This window comes from Hymenobacter sp. HSC-4F20 (assembly GCF_019599275.1).
GTDB lineage: Bacteria > Bacteroidota > Bacteroidia > Cytophagales > Hymenobacteraceae > Hymenobacter.
The window spans coordinates 1,103,247-1,124,645 of sequence record NZ_JAHZTD010000001.1 but is presented as its reverse complement, the minus strand read 5'-3'; the positions used below and the strand labels follow the sequence as shown (position 1 = coordinate 1,124,645).

General features: G+C 56.2%; 17 protein-coding genes and 1 pseudogene. 13 read left to right on the top strand and 5 right to left on the bottom strand.

Features of this window, described 5'->3' with window-relative positions:
- Positions 1-20 precede the first annotated feature (20 nt).
- The 3 genes from K3G63_RS04915 to K3G63_RS04905 form a co-directional block, all read right to left on the bottom strand.
- Positions 21-1,532, bottom strand: a complete 1,512-nt coding sequence (locus tag K3G63_RS04915) for an exonuclease domain-containing protein (protein WP_220612954.1) — start codon at positions 1,530-1,532, stop codon at positions 21-23.
- 172 nt (positions 1,533-1,704) lie between these two features.
- Complete coding sequence (locus K3G63_RS04910) at positions 1,705-2,175, bottom strand: PA2169 family four-helix-bundle protein (RefSeq protein WP_220612953.1); 471 nt, start codon at positions 2,173-2,175, stop codon at positions 1,705-1,707.
- A gap of 206 nt (positions 2,176-2,381) precedes the next feature.
- Entirely contained in the window at positions 2,382-3,566 is a 1,185-nt protein-coding gene (locus K3G63_RS04905) for an AI-2E family transporter (RefSeq protein WP_220612952.1), read from the bottom strand.
- 193 nt (positions 3,567-3,759) lie between these two features.
- On the opposite strand from K3G63_RS04905, the gene K3G63_RS04900 reads away from it, so the two are divergent.
- The 8 genes and pseudogenes from K3G63_RS04900 to rplT all read left to right on the top strand — a co-directional run bounded on the left by K3G63_RS04900 (position 3,760) and on the right by rplT (position 14,773).
- The gene (locus K3G63_RS04900; protein WP_220612951.1) at positions 3,760-5,679 is read left to right on the top strand and encodes a DNA topoisomerase IV subunit B; all 1,920 of its coding nucleotides are present in this window, start codon (positions 3,760-3,762) and stop codon (positions 5,677-5,679) included.
- Between the two features lie 104 nt (positions 5,680-5,783).
- A complete protein-coding gene (locus tag K3G63_RS04895) occupies positions 5,784-8,750 on the top strand; it encodes a DNA gyrase/topoisomerase IV subunit A (protein ID WP_310794558.1) in 2,967 nt (988 codons plus the stop codon).
- A gap of 113 nt (positions 8,751-8,863) precedes the next feature.
- A complete protein-coding gene (locus tag K3G63_RS04890) occupies positions 8,864-9,718 on the top strand; it encodes a hypothetical protein (protein WP_220612950.1) in 855 nt (284 codons plus the stop codon).
- Between the two features lie 89 nt (positions 9,719-9,807).
- A complete protein-coding gene (locus K3G63_RS04885) occupies positions 9,808-10,911 on the top strand; it encodes a lipopolysaccharide assembly protein LapB (protein WP_220612949.1) in 1,104 nt (367 codons plus the stop codon).
- 160 nt (positions 10,912-11,071) lie between these two features.
- Positions 11,072-13,015, top strand: coding sequence for a threonine--tRNA ligase (gene thrS / locus K3G63_RS04880; protein WP_220612948.1), 1,944 nt, complete (start codon positions 11,072-11,074; stop codon positions 13,013-13,015).
- Positions 13,016-13,342: 327 nt separating this feature from the next.
- Positions 13,343-13,900, top strand: a pseudogene (infC, locus tag K3G63_RS04875) (translation initiation factor IF-3); the annotation flags it as partial.
- 170 nt (positions 13,901-14,070) lie between these two features.
- Entirely contained in the window at positions 14,071-14,265 is a 195-nt protein-coding gene (rpmI, locus tag K3G63_RS04870; protein ID WP_110979185.1) for a 50S ribosomal protein L35, read from the top strand.
- Positions 14,266-14,428: 163 nt separating this feature from the next.
- Positions 14,429-14,773, top strand: coding sequence for a 50S ribosomal protein L20 (rplT, locus tag K3G63_RS04865; RefSeq protein WP_183404002.1), 345 nt, complete (start codon positions 14,429-14,431; stop codon positions 14,771-14,773).
- Positions 14,774-14,875: 102 nt separating this feature from the next.
- Here the strand turns inward: rplT and K3G63_RS04860 are convergent, their stop codons facing one another.
- Complete coding sequence (locus K3G63_RS04860) at positions 14,876-15,373, bottom strand: hypothetical protein (protein WP_220612947.1); 498 nt, start codon at positions 15,371-15,373, stop codon at positions 14,876-14,878.
- A gap of 110 nt (positions 15,374-15,483) precedes the next feature.
- Here K3G63_RS04860 and K3G63_RS04855 point away from each other — a divergent pair, with 110 nt between their 5' ends.
- The 4 genes from K3G63_RS04855 (at position 15,484) to K3G63_RS04840 (ending at position 19,088) form a co-directional block, all read left to right on the top strand.
- On the top strand, positions 15,484-15,825 hold the full coding sequence (locus tag K3G63_RS04855; RefSeq protein ID WP_220612946.1) for a hypothetical protein: 342 nt from the start codon (positions 15,484-15,486) through the stop codon (positions 15,823-15,825).
- Entirely contained in the window at positions 15,809-16,060 is a 252-nt protein-coding gene (locus tag K3G63_RS04850) for a hypothetical protein (RefSeq protein ID WP_220612945.1), read from the top strand. Before K3G63_RS04855 ends, K3G63_RS04850 begins: the two co-directional genes overlap by 17 nt.
- Before the next feature lie 804 nt (positions 16,061-16,864).
- Positions 16,865-18,088, top strand: a complete 1,224-nt coding sequence (locus tag K3G63_RS23025; RefSeq protein WP_220612944.1) for a T9SS type A sorting domain-containing protein — start codon at positions 16,865-16,867, stop codon at positions 18,086-18,088.
- 598 nt (positions 18,089-18,686) lie between these two features.
- A complete protein-coding gene (locus tag K3G63_RS04840; RefSeq protein WP_220612943.1) occupies positions 18,687-19,088 on the top strand; it encodes a hypothetical protein in 402 nt (133 codons plus the stop codon).
- 94 nt (positions 19,089-19,182) lie between these two features.
- Here K3G63_RS04840 and K3G63_RS04835 read toward each other — a convergent pair whose 3' ends face one another.
- On the bottom strand, positions 19,183-19,746 hold the full coding sequence (locus K3G63_RS04835; protein WP_220612942.1) for a hypothetical protein: 564 nt from the start codon (positions 19,744-19,746) through the stop codon (positions 19,183-19,185).
- A 459-nt stretch (positions 19,747-20,205) separates the two neighbouring features.
- On the opposite strand from K3G63_RS04835, the gene K3G63_RS04830 reads away from it, so the two are divergent.
- On the top strand, positions 20,206-21,399 hold the full coding sequence (locus K3G63_RS04830; RefSeq protein ID WP_220612941.1) for a site-specific integrase: 1,194 nt from the start codon (positions 20,206-20,208) through the stop codon (positions 21,397-21,399).

The following is a 21,399-nucleotide window of genomic DNA, read 5'->3' as shown; positions in this document are numbered from 1 at the left end:
GCCCCTCTCCCGGTACAAGCCTACAACGCCGATTTAAACACCTTTACGTGGTCTTTGTGCTCAGTCCGGAGGTATTGCCGGATAATCTGCTGCACATCCTTATTATCATTATAGCGGGTAATAGCATCCTTGAAGTCTGTGAGACGGCGCGCGGAAAAGCTTTCATCCACGTAGCCAAAGCCCAGGTAGCGGCCATTTTCCACTACTACAATGCTTTTTTCATCGGGACGGCGGCCCCGCCCCGTAATGACAAAGGAGCCGTGCTCGTAGGTAAACGACTCAATGGCGGCTTCTACCCGCTGGTTGTATTCCTCAGCAGGCTCCAGGCCGATACAGGCTCCTTTGCAACGGTGCACCTGGTAGTCGAAGCAGGAACCCGTGGTTTTGTACAGGTCGCACAGCTTCTGGCACAAATTAAACTTGGCTACCTTGTGAAACAGGAAGCCCTTGGCCTTGTACTGGTTGCCCAAGGCAATCAGCGGGTGCGACTCGGCGTGGTCATTGGCCCGGCCGTAGTACAGGTGCTTGTAGCCATTCTCGTCTGTGCGCAGGAAAATGCCGGCCGGAAACACAGAGCGGCGCTGGGCGCGGTTATATAGCGGCTTCATCCGCTTGATTTCGTGCGACTCGTAGAGCAGCGCTACCAGCTCAGAGCCCGTCAGCTCCCAGGTAATGTCCGAAATGGAATTCTTGAACTCCAGGCTCTTGCGAGACTTGTAATCAACGGCGAAGTGCTGCTGAATGCGCTTGTAAATGTTGATGCTCTTGCCTACGTAGATAACCTCTCCCTGCTCGTTGTGGAAATAGTACACACCCGCTTCCTGGGGTAGGGAGGCCACCTTTTCCGGAGTGATGTTGGGCGGGAGCAAGGCCGTGCGGATGGCTTCTTGCACGGCTTTCACCTTGCGGGCCGAGGGCTGCTTGGCCGCTACTGCAGTGCCCGCCGCTGCCGGCCGCCGACCGGCCGGAGCGTTGGCATCCACCGCCGCCAGCGTCTCGGCCGGGCTCAGGCCGGGAGTCTGAAGGGCTTCTTCCTGCTGACTAATCTTAAGTAGCCGCCCAAACAAAATGGCCGTAGCCGCAGCGTCGCCGGTGGCCCGGTGCCGGTCGTTGAGCGGAATGCCAATGTTCTGGCATAGCTTGCCCAAGCTATAGCTGGGCTGCCCTGGCATCAGGGAGCGGCTCAGGCGCACGGTGCACAGCGTTTTGCGGGAGTAGTTGTAGCCCAGGTCGGCAAACTCCTTTTTCAGGAAAGAATAATCAAACCGCACGTTGTGGGCCACAAACACGCAGCCTTCCGTAATTTCCACAATGCGGCGGGCTACCTCGTGAAACTTAGGCGCATCACGCACCATGTCATCGGTAATACCGGTAAGCTGGGTGATGAAAAACGGAATGGGCCGTCCCGGATTCAGCAGGGTGCTGAACTCATCCACCACTTTCTCCCCATCGTGGATATAAATGGCTATTTCCGTGATGCGGTCCTGGGCGGGCTGCCCGCCAGTAGTTTCAAGGTCGATGATAGCGTACAAACGAGAGGCGAAATCGGGTAAACGAACGTGCTAATGAAATTGGTAACAAAGATAGCCCCCCGGAAGGTTGCAAACGGATTATGCTCTTCTACCCGATGTAAGTTGAGCCGCGCCGGAAAAGAAAAAGCCCGCTTTAAGCGGGCTTTTTGTAAGTCAGGGAAACAGAAGCAGCTTAGCGCGTGCCTTTCTGCTGGGTAACCCAGTTTTTAGCCGATAGAATCTCGCCGTGCTGCTTTTGAATCACATTGCGGGCTTCGGCGGGCAGCTCCGTTGAGCGCAGAGCCGTTTCATACGATTGCAGAGCCGTTGCGTCGCCGGTTTCGCACTCACCCAGAATAGCAGCGTCGTCTTGGCCCGTAATGGCCGATTTGATGTTGATCCAGCCGCGGTGCACGGCGGCGGCAGCATCAGCTACCAAGCCTTCTACCGTATTTTCCTCTTCGGGATTGATGCCGTACTGGCTGGCGTGCTGGCTAAGCTCGGAAGCAAACTGAGCGCGCTGCTGGCTGAATTGGCTAAGCTTCGACTTCAGGTCGGGGCTGCTCACACCTTCGGCGGCTTCCTGGTAGCCTTTAGCGGCCGTTTTATTGATTTCTACGAGGTCGTTGTACGCGCGGGCAGCTTCGCCGGTAATAGAGGCCATGGTGCAGAATTTTTAAGTGGATGGTAAGGAGTTCTAATACTGCCACGAGCGCAGCAGTTGGGCTTGTATACCCTGCCTGGCCGGTGGAGGTTGCCACGAAAGGATTATAAAATTTCGGTTATCAGTGCAGATTCGGTAGATAGGGGCAAAAAAATCCCCGTTAGCCAGGGCCAACGGGGAGACGAATGTAGTAGCCTACCAGCGTTTTAGCTGGCTTTGCCGGTCACGCGGCCCCAAAGGCGGCTTAGCAGGCCGGGTTGCTTGGTTTCCGGCTTGGTAGAGTCTTCGCCTTCGGCCGTGTCGCCGAGCAGGAAGCCCCAGGGCTCCGTCACCTTGTTGGCATCCAGCACCACTTTAATAACGGCCATAATTGGAATGCTCAAAATCATGCCCGGCGTGCCCCACAGCTCGTTGCCCAGAATCAGGGCCAGGATGGCGGCCAGCGGATTAATGCTCACCTGCGAGCCGGTAATCATGGGCGTAATGAAGTTGCCTTCCAGAAACTGCACCACCACGAACACCCCGATTACCAAGGCGGCCTGTACAACGGAGCCAGTTTCCACCAGCGTAATAATGGCCGGGATGGTAGCTCCAATCATGATGCCGATGTAGGGAATAACGGCCAGTACGGAAGCAAAAATGGCGAAGAACACGGCAAACTTCACCCCCAACGCCACCAGCCCGATTCCGTTGAGCACGGCCACAATGATAATCACCTTTACCAGGCCCGAAATGTAGGCCTGCACTACCGTCTGGATGCTGTCCACGGTGTGGAGCACGGCCGTCCGCTTGTCGGGGGCCACAAAGCGGAACATGAACTGCCGCAGATGGTCGCGGTAGAGCAGCAAGCAGAAGATGTAGATAAACACCTGCAGAATGTTGCTCAGGGCCGAGGTAGTAGTATTCAGGGTAGTACCCAAATACGTGCCGCCCGACTTCTTCAGGGCCTTCAAAGTCGAGTCTTTTACTTCCTCAATGCTCATGGGCTGGTAGCCAAACCGCTGGTGGGCCCATTCCTGGGCGCTGTTGAAGAACTCCACCGTTTTGTCCTGCAGCTTGGGTATCTCCGTTTTGAACTGCGCCAGCTGAGAGCCAAAGCCGAGCACAATGCCCGCTACTACCAGCACTAGCAGCAACAAGCACACGATAATAGCCAGTATCCGGGGCAGCCCTCGCAGTTCCAGCCACCGGCAGATGGGCAGTAGCAACAGGGAAAAGATGCCGGAAAACACGAGGGGTAGCAGCACGTCGTCCAGCACGCGTAGGGAGTACACGAGCAGCACGGCCCCAAGCATGAGGAAAGCGAACTGAACGACAGGCGCCTGCTTAACCTCGGGGTTGGGCTTATGGCCGGAAGGCGGCAAATGGTGTTGGGAGGCAGGAGGAAACATATTGCTAATATAATTGGGAAGTTAAGGTGGGTGTCAGCAAGCGCAGTACGGGTTTTTAGCAGGTTTGCCGGGAACAAACTCGCCTGCCGCTGGGTTGAAAAAGAAAATTTTGCTAACTTAGCTAGCGAAAGAAAAGCGCGGAAAAGGCCAATTTTCTGCGTTATTTTACCTCGAATTTTGAATACTGAATTGCATGGCTGACGAACAAGTACCCGCCGCTACCCCCGACCACGGCTACACCGAAGACAGTATTCGCTCCCTGGATTGGCGCGAGCATATTCGTCTGCGGCCGGGTATGTACATTGGTAAGCTCGGCGACGGCTCCAGCTACGATGATGGCATTTACGTGTTGGTGAAGGAGGTTATCGATAACTCCATTGACGAGCACGTAATGGGCCACGGCCGCACCATCGATATCAAAATCTCCGACAGCCGGGTGCAAGTGCGCGACTATGGGCGTGGCATTCCCCTGGGCAAGGTGGTGGAGGTAGTAAGCAAGATCAATACGGGCGGTAAGTACGACTCCAAAGTCTTTCAGAAGTCAGTAGGCTTAAACGGGGTCGGGACCAAAGCGGTTAACGCCCTCAGCAATTACTTTCTGGTGCAGAGCGTGCGCGACGGGCTGATGAAGTCGGCGGAGTTTGCGCAGGGCATCCTCACTAATGACCCCAAGCCGGTAAAAACCTCTCAGCGCAACGGCACGCTGATGACGTTCCAGCCCGACGACTCCATTTTCCGCAACTACCGCTTCATCCCGGAGTACCTGGAAAATCAGATCTGGAACTACGTCTACCTGAACGCCGGGCTGACCATCAATTTCAACGGGCAGAAATACTACTCCGAGCACGGTCTGCTGGATTTGCTCTCCCGCAAGATTGACGAGGAAAGCCGGCGCTACCCCATCATCCACCTCAAGGGCGAGGACATTGAGCTGGCCCTGACCCACGGCAGCGACTACGGCGAGGAATACTACTCCTTCGTGAACGGCCAGTACACCACCCAGGGCGGTACGCACCTGGCCGCTTTCCGGGAGGCCGTGGTGAAAACCGTGCGCGAGTTCTACAAGAAAGAGTACGACGCGGCCGATGTGCGCAGCTCCATCGTGGGCGCTATTTCGGTGCGCGTACAGGAGCCCGTGTTCGAGTCGCAGACGAAAACCAAGCTTGGCTCCCTGAACATGGGCCCCGACGGCCCCACCGTGCGCGGCTACATCGTCGACTTTGTGAAGGAGTACCTCGACAACTTCCTGCACAAAAACCCGGCTACGGCCGATGCCCTCAAAAAGCGTATCGAGCAGAGCGAGCGGGAGCGGAAGGATATGGCGGGCGTGAAGAAGCTGGCCAACCAGCGGGCCAAAAAAGCCAACCTGCACAACCGCAAGCTCCGCGACTGCCGCTTCCACCTGGGCGAAACCAAGGAGGAAGAAAAGGCCCTACTCACTACCCTCTTTATTACTGAAGGTGATTCTGCTTCGGGCTCCATCACCAAGAGCCGTAACGTGGAAACGGAGGCCGTTTTCTCCCTGCGCGGCAAGCCCCTGAACTGCTTCGGGCTGAAAAAGAAGATTGTCTACGAGAACGAGGAGCTGAACCTGCTGCAGCACGCCCTCAACATCGAGGAAGGCATCGAGAATCTGCGCTACAACCGCGTGGTCATTGCTACCGATGCCGACGTGGACGGCATGCACATCCGGCTGCTCTTGCTCACCTTCTTCCTGCAGTTTTTCCCCGATTTGGTGCGCAACGGCCACGTGTTCATCCTGGAAACGCCCCTGTTCCGCGTCCGCAACAAGAAAACGACCATTTATTGCTACAACGAGCAGGAAAAGCAGGCTGCCATGCGCCAGCTCGGCCGCAACCCCGAGGTAACCCGCTTTAAAGGCCTGGGCGAGATTTCGCCCGACGAGTTCGGCAAGTTCATCGGCGACAACATCAAGCTGGAGCCCGTGATTCTGCAGTCCGACCGCTCCATTCAGCAGGTACTGAACTACTACATGGGCAAGAATACCCCGGCCCGTCAGGAATTCATCATTGAAAACCTGCGTTTGGAGAAAGATCTGGTAACGTCGGACGTGCTGCCGGTGGAAGAAGTAGCCGAGGCCGACTTAGCCTAGGGGCCCCGCGCACCCAGGCACCCGCCGGAAGTTTAACCTTCTGCTTTTCCTGAAGGCAGGAGAGAGGTACAAGAACAATAATTGTGGCGAGTGCCACCCCCACTGTGTCAGAAGAGACAAACCCCCACGACCCGAACCACGAAGAGCAGCCGGAAAATATTTTCGGTGCCGGCGACTCTTTCGAGTTCGGGGCTGAGCCGGCCGCGCCGGCTGCTGCTACCCCCTCTGAGGAAGATACCGCGCAATCGGTGGTAAGCGAAACCGGCGAGCTGCTGCTGGCTGAGTCCGGCGCCGAGGTAGAGGCCGTAACCGAGCCGGAGCCCGTAACGGAAGAAACTGAGGAAGAGCCCAAGTTTGCCCCCGGCGAGACCATCCACGACGTGGCCACCGTGAACGGCATGTACCAGAACTGGTTTCTGGACTACGCCTCCTACGTGATTCTGGAGCGCGCCGTGCCCGCCATCGAGGACGGCCTCAAACCCGTGCAGCGCCGCATTCTGCACGCCATGAAGGAAATGGACGACGGCCGCTTCAACAAAGTCGCCAACGTCATCGGCCAGACCATGCAGTACCACCCCCACGGCGACGCCTCCATCGGCGACGCTATGGTGAACCTGGGCCAGAAGGACCTGTTGATTGAAACCCAGGGCAACTGGGGCGACATCCGCACCGGCGACGGCGCAGCCGCGCCCCGCTACATCGAAGCCCGCCTCAGCAAGTTCGCTCTCGACGTGGTGTTCAACCCCGACATCACGGAGTGGCAGATGAGCTACGACGGGCGCAAGCGCGAGCCTACCACGCTGCCCGTGAAGTTTCCGCTGCTGCTGGCCCAGGGGGTAGAGGGTATTGCCGTGGGCCTGAGCACCAAGATCATGCCCCACAACTTTCGCGAGTTGTGCAAGGCCAGCATCGACGTGCTGCGGGGCCGCGACATTGTGCTCTACCCCGACTTTCCGACCGGCGGCCTCTGCGACGTGACCAACTACAACGGCGGCCTGCGCGGGGCTAAAATCCGTTTGCGCGCTACCATAGAAAAGGTCGATAAGACCCTGCTCGTCATCCGCGACATTCCGTACGGCACCACCACCACGGCGCTGATGGAAAGCATTGTGAAGGCGTCGGAGGCCAATAAAATCAAGATCAAGAAGGTAGTCGACAACACGGCTGCCAACGTGGAGATTCAGGTGCACCTGCCCGCAGGTGTCTCGCCCGACCTCACGATGGACGCGCTGTACGCTTTCACCGACTGCGAAATCAGCATCTCGCCCAACACCTGCGTCATTATCGACGAGAAACCGCGCTTTGTGGGGGTAGAGGACATGCTGCGCCTGAGCACCCAAAAAACAGTGCGTCTGCTGGAGCGGGAGCTGGAAATCCGCCAGGAAGAATTGCAGGAAAAGTGGCACTCGGCCTCGCTGGAGAAGATTTTTATTGAAAACCGCGTCTACCGCAAAATTGAGGAGTGCGAAACTTGGGAGGACATTCTGCACACCATTGATGCCGGCCTGAAGAAGTTCGTGCGGGTGGAAGGGGAGAAGCAGAAAGCCAACGACACTCGTATTGTATTGCGCCGGTCCATCACGGAGGATGACCTCACCCGCCTGACGGAAATCCGCATCAAGCGCATCAGCAAATACGACGGCTTCAAGGCCGAGGAGTACATCCAAAAGCTGGAAACGGAGCTGGCCGAGGTAGCCGATCATCTGGCCAACCTCGTCCGCTACGCCATTCAGTACTTCGAAGGGTTGCTGAAAAAATACGGCCAGAACCGGGAGCGGAAAACCCAACTGCGCACCTTCGATGTGGTAACGGCCCAGAAAGTAGCCGTGGCCAACCAGAAGCTCTACGTGAACCGTCGCGACGGTTTTGTGGGCTACGGCCTGAAAAAGGATGAGCAGGTGGAGTACATCTGCGACTGCTCCGACCTGGACGACATCATTGCCATCAAGCGCGACGGTACGTTCGTGGTGACCAAAATTGCCGAGAAGACCTTCGTGGGCAAGGACATCCTGCACGCCGGCGTCTATAACAAAAACGACGACCGGCTGGTCTACAACATGATTTACCAGGACGGGGCCTCGGGCATTAGCTTCGCCAAGCGCTTCCTGGTAACAGGCATTACCCGCGACAAATCTTACGACCTGACCAAGAGCACGAAGGGCACCAAAACGCTCTACCTGACGGCCAACCCCAACTCCGAGTCGGAGATTGTGAGCGTGCAGCTTTCGGATAAGGCGCCGGCCCGGGTCAAGCAGTTTGACTTCGACTTTGCCGAGTTGGCCATCAAAGGCAAGGGCTCCATGGGAAACATTGTCACCAAGCAACCCATCAAGAAGGTTACCCGCAAAGCCGTGGGCGACTCGACCCTGGGCGGGCGGGAAGTGTTTTTCGACAGCGTGGTGGGTCGCCTCAACCACGCCGGCCACGGCCGCTACCTCGGCGCCTTCGACACGGACCACACCATTTTGGTGGTGTACAAGGATGGCAGCTACGAGCTGAAGTCGCCCGAGCCGGCGCACCACTTCGATGTACCCAACATTCTGCTGCTGCGCAAGCTGGAGCCCGACACCGTTATCAGCAGCGTGTACGTGGAAGGTGAGTCGAAAACGCACTACGTGAAACGCTTTAAAATCGAGACTAGTACCCTCGACAAGCGCTTTACCTTTATTTCCGAAACTAAGGGCTCGAAGCTGCTGTGCGCTACCTGCCACCCTGAGCCGCAGGCGGAGGTGAAGCTGCAGCGCGACAAGAAAGCCGACAAGGAAACCGAGCAGTTCCTTCTGCACGAGTTTATTGACGTGAAGGGCTGGAAGGCCATGGGCAATAAGCTCAACTACTTCAAGATTCACGCCGTGGCTCTACTTACCGACGAAGGTCCTGAGCCAGAGCGCAAAGCTATGAAGAAGAAAGCCGGCCCGGCTACCATTCCGCGGCCGGCCGCTGCTACCCCCGAGCCAGCAACCGTAGAGCCGCTGCCGGAGCTTACCGGCCCGGTGGATATATCCGAAGCTGACATTGCGCAGGCGCAGGCGGTGCTAAAAACGCCGAAGTCGCAGCTGAAGCTGTTTTAAGGGTAGCTAGTACGCACACAAAAGGCTAGTCCAGCTTGGGCTAGCCTTTTGCACGTCCAGGACGCGGCGGACCTATGCCTCTTGCATTTACTCAACCTGTACCTTTGCTGCTCATGCGGCGTTTGTTTCATCATGTATGGGTAGGACTGCTGCTGGTCCTGGGTCTGGTAGGGCCCGCACCAGTGGCGGCACAGTCGGCAAACCCGGCGGCGGACGTTGCCCAAGCGCCTACTGTCACGGAACTGCTAGCCCAGGCGCGCGCCCTGCAGCTGCAATACCACGAGTCAGAAGCATTGGCCAAATACGAGCAGGCCTTAAGCAAAGCGCCGGCCACCTACGAGGCTCTGTGGCAGGCCGCCGTGCTCAGCGTGCGGATTGGGGGCCGCTACACCGACGAAACGCGGAAGTCAGCTTACTTTGCCGCCGCCCGCCTCTACGCCAGTCGGGCCCTGGTAGTGCGGCCCGACGGCCCGGAGGGGCACTACGCCGAGGCATTAACACTGGCCAACCAAGCAACCCTGTTCACGGCCCGGGGCCGGTTGCTGGCTTACCGTGAGATGCGGGCGCACGTGTTCCGAGTTGTGGAGCTCTGCCCAGAGTGGGCCGAGGCTTGGCAGCTGCTGGGGCGCTGGCACTACCGCGTCGACCACTACACGGTACTGGAGCGGCTCTTCAGCCGTTTGTTCCTGGGCGGAACGCCGGCAGGAGCCAGTACGTTTCAGGCCATCGATGCACTACGTCGGGCGCACGAGCTGGACCCTCACCGCATTCAGTACGCCTACGATCTGGCTCGCGTGTACCTCAACCGCAGCCAGCAGACCCGAGCAACGGCCGTGCTGCAGGAAGCCGTGGCCCTAACGCCCGTCACGGCCGATGAGTTGGAAATCAGCCGCCGCTGCCGCCGTCTGCTGGAGCAGCTGAACCGCAAGCTGCGGCGGCAGATCAGCCGCCGGGTCAAGAAACTGTGAGCATGCCTCGTTTTCCAGGTGCGGCCCCGGCCTGGACTGTATCTTTGCCTCCTGATCATTTCCTGTTCTCCGTGCGTTGTCTTGGTTTTTTGCGCTCCTTACTGTTTCTGGCCGCTGGCCCCGCCGTTGTGGCTGGCTGTGCTGATGCCCCTGCCGAGCGGCCGGAAACCATGGTAAACCTGCGCACGGTGCAGGGTGGGCCCAAAATTCAGGCTGAGGAGTTAGATGGCGCTATTGCACGTCAGCCCCGCAATGCCTCCCTGTACGCCCGCCGGGCGGCTTTCCGGCTGGATGCCGGTCAGGCGGAGGCAGCCCTGCGTGATATCAACCAGGCCCTGGAGCTGGACGATGCCCCGGGGGAGTTTTACTTTGTCAAAGCGCGGGCCCTGCGGGCGCGGGGTAACATCAAATCGGCACTGGCTGCCACCACAGAGGCCGCTCGCCGGGGCTTTGCGTCCTCTGACCTAAACTTGTTGGTAGGGGAGATGCACCTGGCCTCCCGCCGTTACCAGGACGCGCTGGACCAGTTAGACCGGGCCCTGCAGCAGGAGCCTGACGATGCGGCGGCTCTTTTCTACAAAGGGGTTGCCTACATTGGCCTGCAGGATACGCTGCAGGCTCTGGACTACCTGCGCGCCAGCCTGGCCCGCGACCCGCGCCAGCCCGAAACCCTGCATCAGCTGGCCTTTCTATCCAACGCCTTTCGGCAGCCCGCCCAGGCCGCCGGATACGCCCGCCGTGGCTTGAAACTAGCCCCCACTTACGGTCCGCTCTGGTATGATTACGGCCGGCAGTTTGAGCTGCAAAACCAGCCCGACAGCGCCACCCGCATCTACGCCCGCACGGTGCAGCTGGACACAACCTTCTACCGGGCCGACTACCGCTTGGCTCTGGTAGCGTTCAAGGCCCGGAAGTACGCCGAGGCAGTGCCGCACCTGCAACGGGCTCTGCGCCGGGCTCCCCGGCTGGCCGGTGCCCGCCAGATGTTAGCCGAGAGCCTGGAGAGCGTGGGCCGCTGGCCGGAGGCTGCCGAGCAGTACCGCCTGCTGGTGGCGGAGAATCCGGGCAATCGGCACTGGACCTATAAGGCGTGGAAGGTAGGCAACCGTGCCAAAGGAGTTATCGTCACGGAAGCCCCACGACCGGCCGTGGAAGCTGTGGAGCCCATTGTAGTAGAGCGCCCGGGGATTTAGGCCTACTGAGATAATGTGATGGGGAATGGGTGAGTTGCCGTTCAGCTAGCCCGGCTAGGGCGGGTCGAACAGCAACTCACCCATTCCCCACCTCACTATTTCCCTCTTTCTGTAACTTGCGGGCTCACGGCTGTTTGTATAGCCACTACTCATCCAACGTATGTTGAATATCACCCTCCCCGACGGCTCGGTGCGCCAGTTTGTAGATGGCGCCACGGGCTACGACGTTGCCGCTGGCATCAGCGAAGGTCTCGCCCGCAATGCCCTTGGTGTGCGCATTAACGGCGAAGTGCGCGATTTGCACCGCCCCATTGAACAGGATGCCAACGTTGCTATCCTCACCTGGAACGACCCAGAAGGCAAATCTACCTTTTGGCACTCGTCAGCTCACCTGATGGCCGAAGCCCTGGAAGCCCTGTACCCTGGCGTAAAGCTGGGCATCGGCCCCAGCATCGAGAACGGCTTCTACTACGACATCGACCTGGGCGATGGCCGCAGCATTTCCACCGACGATTTGCCCGAGGTAGAAAAGAAAATGCTGGAGTTGGCCAAGAAGAAAAGCCAGTATACCCGCCGCGAGGTAAGCAAGGCCGACGCCGTTGCCTACTTCACCGAGAAGCAAGACCCCTACAAGCTGGATTTGCTGGAGCGCCTGGAAGATGGCTCCATTACCTTCTATACCCAGGGCGACTTTACGGACCTTTGCCGCGGGCCGCACATCCCTGATACCAGCCCCATCAAGGCGGTAAAGCTGCTCAACGTGGCGGGCGCTTACTGGCGCGGCGACGAGAAGAATAAGCAGCTCACCCGCATTTACGGCATTACCTTCCCCAAAGCCAAGGAGCTGACCGAGTACTTGGAAAAGCTCGAGGAAGCCAAGCGCCGTGACCACCGCAAGCTAGGCAAAGAACTAGAGCTATTTACTTTCTCGGAGAAGGTAGGCGCTGGCCTGCCCCTGTGGCTGCCCAAAGGCACCGCCCTGCGCGAGCGGCTGGAGCAGTTCCTGCGTCGGGCCCAGATGAAAGCCGGTTACCAGCCCGTGGTAACGCCCCACATCGGGGCCAAGGAGCTTTACGTCACGTCGGGCCACTACGAGAAGTATGGTGCCGACTCCTTCCAGCCCATTAAGACGCCGAATCCGGGTGAGGAGTTTTTCCTCAAGCCCATGAACTGCCCTCACCACTGCGAAATCTACCGCAGCAAGCCCCGCTCGTACCGCGACTTGCCGGTGCGCTTGGCCGAGTTTGGCACGGTGTACCGCTACGAGCAATCAGGAGAACTGCACGGTCTGACCCGCGTCCGGGGCTTTACCCAGGATGATGCGCATATTTTCTGCCGCCCCGACCAGGTAAAGGAGGAATTTTTGAAGGTAATTGACATTGTACTCTACGTGTTGAAAGCCTTGGACTTCCCAGAGTTCACCGCCCAAATTTCCTTGCGTGACCCGGAAAACAAAACCAAGTACATTGGCTCTGATGAGAACTGGGCCCGCGCCGAAGCGGCTATTCAGGAAGCCGCGGCTGAAAAAGGTCTGAATACGGTAACAGAACTGGGCGAAGCGGCCTTCTACGGGCCGAAGCTTGACTTTATGGTGCGCGACGCGCTGGGCCGCAAGTGGCAGCTAGGAACCATTCAGGTAGACTATAACCTACCTGAGCGCTTCGAGTTGGAGTACGTGGCTCCGGATAATTCCCGGCAGCGCCCCGTAATGATTCACCGAGCACCGTTTGGCTCATTGGAACGTTTCGTGGCCGTGCTCATTGAGCACTGCGGGGGTAACTTCCCGCTTTGGCTCTCGCCCGAGCAATTCGCCGTGCTGCCGATTTCGGAGAAATACCACGATTACGCCCAGCAGATCTACGACCGTTTGCAAGCAGCCGAGCTGCGCGGCCTAGTGGACCACCGCGACGAGAAAATCGGCCGTAAAATTCGTGACGCGGAAGTGTCGAAGGTGCCGTACATGCTTATCGTAGGGGAAAAGGAGCAGGAGAACGGCGTGGTTTCCGTGCGCAAGCACGGCGAAGGTGACCTAGGCTCCATGCCCGTGGAAGAATTTATCCGCGACTTTCAGCAAAAGATTGCAGATATGATGGACGGTAAGTAGCCAACGGGTTTCTGGCCGGTTCCGTTGGCTTGCCAGTAAGGGCCACTCCTAGGCCAGGAAACACCCTCTATTACCTTCACAAGCCCTTTTCTCTACACCAGAGAAAAGGGCTTGTTGCATATTTTAGGGTAGGTCTCGCCTAACTACCCTTCGTCAAAAGAGCTTTATCAGGTCAGATAACGGTTCAGAAAAAGCAATTTTATATAGCCATTTTTGAGCATGTGGAAAAAATGACGGATATTCGCCCGCTGATTGAACCTGCGGACGCGTTTCTGCGTCCTGTCAATCCAAGCCAGAATTCGATTTTCACCTTAAGGAGAACCAGCCATAGCTACCCCAAACCGCCGCTATATCCCTCGTGCTCAAGTCGAGGAGCCGTTTAAAATCAACCAGAAGATTACGGCCCGAGAAGTTCGCCTCGTGGGCGACAATGTTGAGCAGGGCATCTACTCCATAGAGCAGGCCCGTCGCATGGCCCAGGAGCAGAACCTCGACCTCGTGGAGATTTCCCCCACGGCTGTCCCGCCCGTGTGCCGCGTTATTGACTACTCGAAATTTAAGTACGAGCAGAAAAAGAAAACCCGCGAACTGAAGGCTAAGCAAACGAAGGTAGTCATCAAGGAAATCCGTTTCGGACCCAATACTGATGACCACGACTTCGCTTTCAAGCTCAAGCACGCACAGGAGTTCCTGAAGGAAGGGGCCAAGATTAAGGCCTATGTGCATTTCGTGGGCCGGAGCATCGTCTTCAAGGAACGAGGCGAGATTCTGTTGCTCAAGTTTGCTCAAGCCCTGGAGGATTTGGGCAAAGTAGAGCAACTGCCCAAACTGGAAGGCAAACGCATGTTCCTGTATCTTGCTCCTAAAGCTGCCGCTCCGACCAAAGCGAAACCTGCCGGCTCGAAAGAAGGTGGCAAGGAGACAGCGGATGCTAGACCTGCAGCCGCGGATAAGGCATCAGAATAGCATTTTCGGAACTTCGGTTCTTTTTTGAGCTGGCGCACCGGCCCTAGGCAGCCGACCGCCGCAGTGTTTCACCATTTATTACCACCACAATGCCGAAAGTAAAAACCAAGTCCGGCGCCAAAAAGCGTTTCTCGCTGACCGGTACGGGCAAAGTAAAGCGCAAGCACGCTTTCAAAAGCCACATTCTGACCAAGAAGACCACCAAGCAGAAGCGTGCCCTCACGCATGTTGGTCTGGTTAGCTCGGCCGACATGAACCGCGTGAAGGATATGCTTGCCATCTAGTGAATTAAAAATTACGAATTACGAATCAGAGGTACAGGTGCTTCCGCACAGTATATCCCTGATTTTTAATTTATAGTTTTTAATTTTAAATTTTTCACCAGGCGTCCGGCTGAAACGAAGCTGCGGTAGTGAACCCGCCGCCGGCCGCCAAAAAAAACTGGTTATGCCAAGAAGTGTAAACCACGTGGCCTCGCGCCACCGTCGGAAAAAAGTGATGCGTTTGGCGAAAGGCTACTATGGCCGTCGCAAGAACGTATGGACTGTTGCTAAAAATGCGGTTGAGAAAGGTCTGCTCTATGCTTACCGCGACCGGAAAGTTAAGAAGCGCGAATTCCGCGCCCTGTGGATTCAGCGTATCAATGCGGGTGCTCGGGAGCATGGCCTGTCCTACTCACAGCTCATGGGTGGTCTGAAAAAGGCTGGCATCGACCTGAACCGCAAAGTACTGGCTGACCTCGCCTTGAACCACCCCGAAGCCTTTAAAGGCATTGTGGAAAAAATTAAGTAAGCATAGCTTTATAGAAAGCTATCCTGCTTGTACGGAGAAGCGCCTGACCTTTCTAGGGTCAGGCGCTTCTTTGCTTATAAGCTAGAGCAGCGGAAACTTGTTTCATACGTCTTCAGGCGGGGTAGGAAGCAGACGTTTATTGGTTAGTAATTCGATAATTAACTGCTTATCAGCTACTATACCTTCCAACTCTTTAATTCGGCTCTGGCATAGGGCTAGTTCCTGCTTGCAAGACTCCAATGGTGAGGCGTATGGTTGGGGTTGTTCTTCAGCAACGCTGAGAGACCCGGCTGTTACTGGTGGTAGGGAAGCATACTGTGGAATTCCAGTGCTGGTTTCTGTGGACGCAGGAAGTAGGGGGGAGCCTTCGCCTGTTATAAGCCAGTGGCTATTTACCCGCGGGAATGCAGCAATGATTTTCTGGATGGTTTTAAGAGTAACCCCGCTCTGCTTAGGGCCAGTGAAACCATTGAGAGTCTGGGGCTTCATATCCAGCTTGGCTGCAAAAGCAGAAGGCTTGAGCCGGAGCAACTCCATTAGCTTGAGCAACCGGTTTCCGAACGGCTCAGGGGTAGTAGCAGCGGGCGACGGAGAAAACATGCTAAAGGATGGAACGAGGGATTTGGTAGAGTTAATATTTAAGGTAAATTGCGTACATATAGTGAGGCATTTACCTTAAATATTGGGAAAACCTACAAAATATTGCGCAAATGGAGCAACCGACTGCACATCATGCGAGGCGTAAAGCCGGCGTAATGCGTCTCCCTACCCAGGGAAATGCTCTTTGGATTGCCTATCAACAGCTTTCCAGAGAGCAGCAGCGCAACTTGAAAGATGCTATTCAAACTCACCGCTTCACCTTCAATACATTTCTCTACGATACAGCTCTGGACCGCCCGCTTGACCTAGTCCCATTTGGAAGGTTAGATTTTTATTGTTCATTTTTTGCGACTCTTGGCCAGAGCGGTACTGATTTTTTCGCCATAGCCCGGCAAGAGCGGGAAGAACTACCCGGCTTTATTCCAGTGCAAAAACGTGAAGAAGGATCCTGATAGCCCTTATACTGTGGCGCAGGCGTTGGCAATTGTCTTTGGAGCACCCCCTTTCACCAGCGAGTATCCTACAGAAGAGATACGGCAAGTATTAAGCGGCCTGCTCGGCCGGGCGCTGGCCAGCGAAGAGGTGCTGCAGGCGCTTAATCAGGTGCCCTTTGCCATAGCGCGTCAGCGAAAGAAAAAGAAGATTCTTGTGTGGCATTTTACTCATGTACCGGCCACGTGGCAGTAGCTGGTACGCATCTTTTATATATTCTATGTGCTATATTGTATAGTGTAAATGCTGTGGTGAAATGAAAGAAGGGTAGGCTTACTATCCTTCTTTCTGTTTTGGTGCCCACAGTATATAGTTGTTCCCGGGCCGCGCAGAAAGGTAGCTTGTCCGATCAGAGAGATACTTGCTTTCGTTGGGGGACCGTGGCCTTTGTTCAGCAATACAGCCAAACTGTGCAGCCAAATGCCATTTGCGTCCACCACCTTTACATGACCATCGGACTGGTTGTTCTACTCTCCTTTCCGGAGGTATGCGCAGCTGTCCGGGCGCGTACTGGCTAAGCAAATTCCTGATTGGACAGGCCGCTTGCCAGTTGAGGAGTCAGATAAACTAGTTCTTTCACGCCCAGAACGATACAGAAAAGCCCCGGTTTAGAGGCCCAAGTTCTTTCGTCGGAAAGAACACGACACGATAGCAGGACTGTGATATATCGGATTAAAATGATTTAATTTGGCTCGTTAGCTCAACGGTTAGAGCGCTGAGTTAACAGTGTTTGCAATACACGTTAAAAGCCTCTCCCTTCTAGGGGGAGGCTTTTTGCTGGCTATACTGAAAAAGTTGCTTCCTCGATATACTCGTGGCGGTTCGCTTGGGCTCTGCTGCAGTAGGTATCAGCGGTTTTGCTACCTTCAGCGCATTATTCCCATCGTTAGATTCTACTACGCACTATGAACCGTACCCTCCGTTATTTAGCAACTGTCGCCATCCTCTACCACAGCAGCGGCACAGGGGCCATGGGTTGCGCCGCCTACCGCTCCCTGGGTGAAAGGAGAAATATTCAGCTCTACAGGGTTTCTTACGCTGCAAGTAACGGGACCCACCAGCGTGTGGGCAGCAATTGGTCGGCAACGACCCCAATCTCAGGGATACGGTGAGGTATACGTAACCACCGATGAAGGACACACGTGGCAGTCGCGTACTCTGACTGCCAGTAGTACTACCTATGGCTCCTACTTACATGACGTATGGGTAGTGGACAACGAGACGGCCTGGGCAGTTATCGAAAACCGGAATATATCTGATAAGGAGGCTCGGGAACTGCGCAAAACTACCACTGGTATCACGGGCTTTACTCAAGTGCCGAACCCGGCTGGCCCGCAGCTACGCTTCATCCGGGCGTTTTCCGCTTCTATAGCAGTAGCCGCAGTGGCACCGCTGCCGGGCGGCGCCACCTGGCCCTTTCTGCGCACCACGGATGGGGGACAAACCTGGGTGCCGGTGGCTCAGGCACCTATTGCCTTGGCCAGCGATGAGCCGGGAGAAGCCGTAGTACTAGGCAACCACTTATGGATAGCCACCCGGAGTGGGCAGGTGCTGCACACAGCCGATGCCGGCCAAACGTGGACTAGTAGCCCTACCGGCCTGGGAACTGAGTTGAGAGGCGTGGCTTTTCAGGATACACAACGAGGTCTGGCCTATGGTGGCACGCGGCTAATGAGCACCATGGATAGTGGACATACTTGGATACCGGTTACGTATACCGGCCCGGCTCGCACTACCCATCTGATAGCCGTGCCCAACGCTGTGGGCAGCTACCTAAGCGTTGGGGACTCCTACAACTCTACGGCTGGCCCAGCCTTATCCACCGACTATGGCCTGACGTGGCGCCAGCTAGAAAGCACCATGCGGCACAGTAAACTAGCTGCCAGTAGCCCTACCCGGGTGTGGGCCTCGGAGGTAGCGGAGATAAACAGCCAGGCCGGAGGCCTGGTGCGCTATGCCAGTATCCCGCTTGCTACCCGCCAAACAGGGCAGAGCGAATCTTTTGTATACCCGAACCCAACGACCGGGCAAGTATATCTACCTGCGGCGGGTCCTTTCCACTCAGCCGTTATATACGATGCCCTTGGCAAACAACGCCGGCTGATTTCGTTGGAGCAGCACATTTCTGCGCATACCTTGCAGGAGCTAGGTCCCGGTATCTACGAGGTATTGCTGCTGGGCAACCGCCAGCGGCAAAGCGTCCGGCTTGTCGTCATACGTTAGCCTAGCACGTGCTAGAGTGAGGCTTTGGGAGAGCAGTTGGCCCAGTCAATTGCTCTCGTGTCCGCGCTAGGTCTGCTGGCCTGCCACGCTGCGCAAAGGTTCCTGCACGCTGGCGAAAGAGCTGCGTAAGTATTTCCCAAGCCATCAGCAGACGCTGTATTACCTTTGGCGTCCACTTAGCCAAGTGGCTATTTCCCAGGTTCGCCAGCAAGAAGGAGGTAAAGCCGTGATGTAGGGGCTACGCCCTGGAGCACCTCTCGGAGTACCTGTTGGCAGAAGCGCACTGCATCCGCCTGGGGCATACGGTGGCTTGTGGAGGAAAAAACAGGGCTGTGGTGGAACCGGTAACAGGTAGGGGCAATACAAATGGGCAACCGGCAGAGTGCAAGAAAGTTGGTCCATAATTTAGCCAAGCTTTCTGCGGCTACCATCCGAGGGACGCTATTCCTTTCGCATCTTAGCCCTCAGAGTGAAGAACCATGTTCACTTCGCCAGATATTGTGCGTGCTTTTAACGTCACAAATCCGACCTGTTCTTCCTTTCGACAGAGATGCGAAACTGTCACCTTACCTTATCATTCACCTATTCCTTTACTTGTATGCAAATATTCCTTCGTTCTCTGGCCGTAGCTGCTGCGCTGACCGTCAGTGGCAAAACCTCTGCCTTTACACCCGTCTGCCCCAAGCCGGAGCACCGGGCAACCTCCTACGTCGATTACCAAAACGGCTATGCCCAGGGTAAGCGCGAAACTGAGCAAAATAAGTGCATTGACGGCGACCGGTTTCAACAGAACTATTACACCTATCGTCAGCGCGTCGAGTTAAATCTGGCCTATGCCTCCACGCAGGAGGAGTACGATTATTACCAGGGCTACTTAGATGGGATGGAAGAAGGCTATAACACGCCGGTGATGTGCGGTAGCCCCGGTGGGGGTGGTGGAACAGGTTCTGGAGGTGGTACTGGCCCCGGCGGCGGCCCGATTGTCCCGATACTTGATTAAGCACAAGCAAAAGCCCCGGCTCACGTCGGGGCTTTTGCTTGTGCTTAACGGAAGGAAAGGTGCGCTACAGCCTCCGAGCCTTCCCGACTTCTCTTTAGCCGGTGGTAGCCTTGCGACGTTCTGCTTCCGCTTTTACAGCGGCCTTGAAGTCCTCATGGCCGTGCAACTCGGGATAGGCCTTCCAGACAGAGCCCGGGGCATCTCCCTGGCGTAAGCGGTTCAGGGCGTCCGTGAACAGGCTGGCTTCTGTGTGCTGCGGGGCAGCCTTTGCTTCTGCAGTTAACTGCTCGGACTCTTCCTCCCCAAAGAAACCGTGTTGATAGAGGCCAGTGAGTTTTAGCACTGCGCGGCTGAGCGCCCGTTTTTCCGCGGTTTCCGCGAAATAGCTGTTCTTGCAGTTCTCAGGTACGGCGCTGCCGTAGGTTTCTACGGTAGCCTCGTCCATCTTCGCTACTGCTTTGATGACTGCGTACTTGGGTTCAAGCTTCAGGGCTTTGTAGCTAACCTGAATGCCATAGTGAGCTTGCACCTTCTCAATCCCGGATCGGGTCAGGATGGTGTAGTGCTGGTGCTGAAAGACATCTTCCTTAATGAGGCCACACTCCTTGTAAAGGCTATTGAGCTTGTCGGCTTTTGTGGCGGGAGCTTGTTTAGGCATAGCAGTCTAGGGGCAGATGAGTAATGGGTGGATGTCTACCTCTTCAGGGGAATGTACTCCCTACGGTCAGAGGTGCTCAGGCGTTAGGCTGAGCCTAATGCTGCGTGCCTCTCTAGGAGCTATACCTTCTGGGGTGAGCATGAACAAACTCATTACAGAAAGCAGTACATCCAGCGCGCTCAATGCTATACCGAAGGTGAGGTAAGCGTATTTTGCTGTTCCCTAAACTGTCCTCTGAGAAAACGAAAAAGGCCTTTCTGCAATAGAAAGGCCTTTTTTTGTAGCGGGGACGAGAGTTGAACTCGTGACCTCAGGGTTATGAATCCTTAAGTTACTGGTTTCATGTGGTTTAATATGTGGTCAGGCTTGCTTTAATCGGGGTTTTTGGCGAAATTATCAGTGCGTTTCACCCACATCAAAGCAGGTCAAACCAGCCTTTGTTGTACCACTGTTGTACCCATGTCCGTCAAGATCGTTCTCCGCAAAAAGCCCAAAACTGACGGCTCAATGCCGCTTTGCATCCGCATCACGCGTGACCGCAAATCTTCTTACGTGTACTTGGGCCATCATGTGCAGGAAAAAGATTGGGACGCCAAGGGCCAGCGCGTCCTGAAGTCGCACCCCAACTCGGCGCGTCTGAATAACCTGCTGATCAAAAAGCTGTCGGAGGCGACGGACAAATCAATTGAGCTGGAGACGGTCAAAGTGGACGTGAGCAGCAAGGCTGTTAAGCAGAAGATTAAGCCGAAGCACGGTGCCACCTTCGCGCCCCAGGCCGACCAGTATTTGGAGAATCTGAGCGCCACCGGCAGGTACAACCAGTTTGTGGCCGATAAACCCCGCGTGGAGCGCTTCAAAGCGTTCGTTGGCGGTGATACAGCCTTTGCCGATATCACGCCCGCTGTGCTGGCTAAATTCCGCGTGTACCTAAAAGCCACGTTCGAGGTTAAGGAGCGCACCATCATCAATCACCTAGTGGTTATCCGCTCGGTATACAGCCAAGCGATGAAAGCCGAGCTGGTGGACCGCAAGCATTACCCGTTCGGCAAGGACAAGACCAAGATCAAATATCCGGAGAGCGTCAAAATCGGCCTGTCACAGGACGAGGTGACCGCCTTGGAGCAGGTGGAGTTGGTGGAGCCGTTCTATCACCACGCGCGCAACCTGTGGCTGATCTCGTTCTATTTCGCCGGCATGCGGGTGTCGGATCTTCTGCGCCTGAAATGGAGCGATATCCGCGACGGCCGCTTGCACTACCAGATGGGCAAGAATGACAAGGTGGGGTCGCTCAAAGTGCGGGAAAAGGCGTTACGGTTGCTGGCTGAATATGACCGCGACCACGAGTTGATCTTCCCGGACCTACGCGAAACAGATATGAGCGACAAGTACGCCAGCCAGCGCCGGATATCGTTCACCACGGGGCGCGTTGACAAGGTGTTGCGCAAATACATCAAGGAGCGGGCCGGCATCAGTGGTGCCCTGACGATGCACATGGCCCGACACACCTTCGCCCAGCTGGCTGGCGACAAAGTGCCCCTGCAGATGCTACAGAAGCTTTACCGGCATAGCAACATCACTACAACCATTGGGTATCAGTCCCACTTCATCCACAAGGATGCTGACGCGGCGCTGGATGCGGTGTTGGGAACTTGA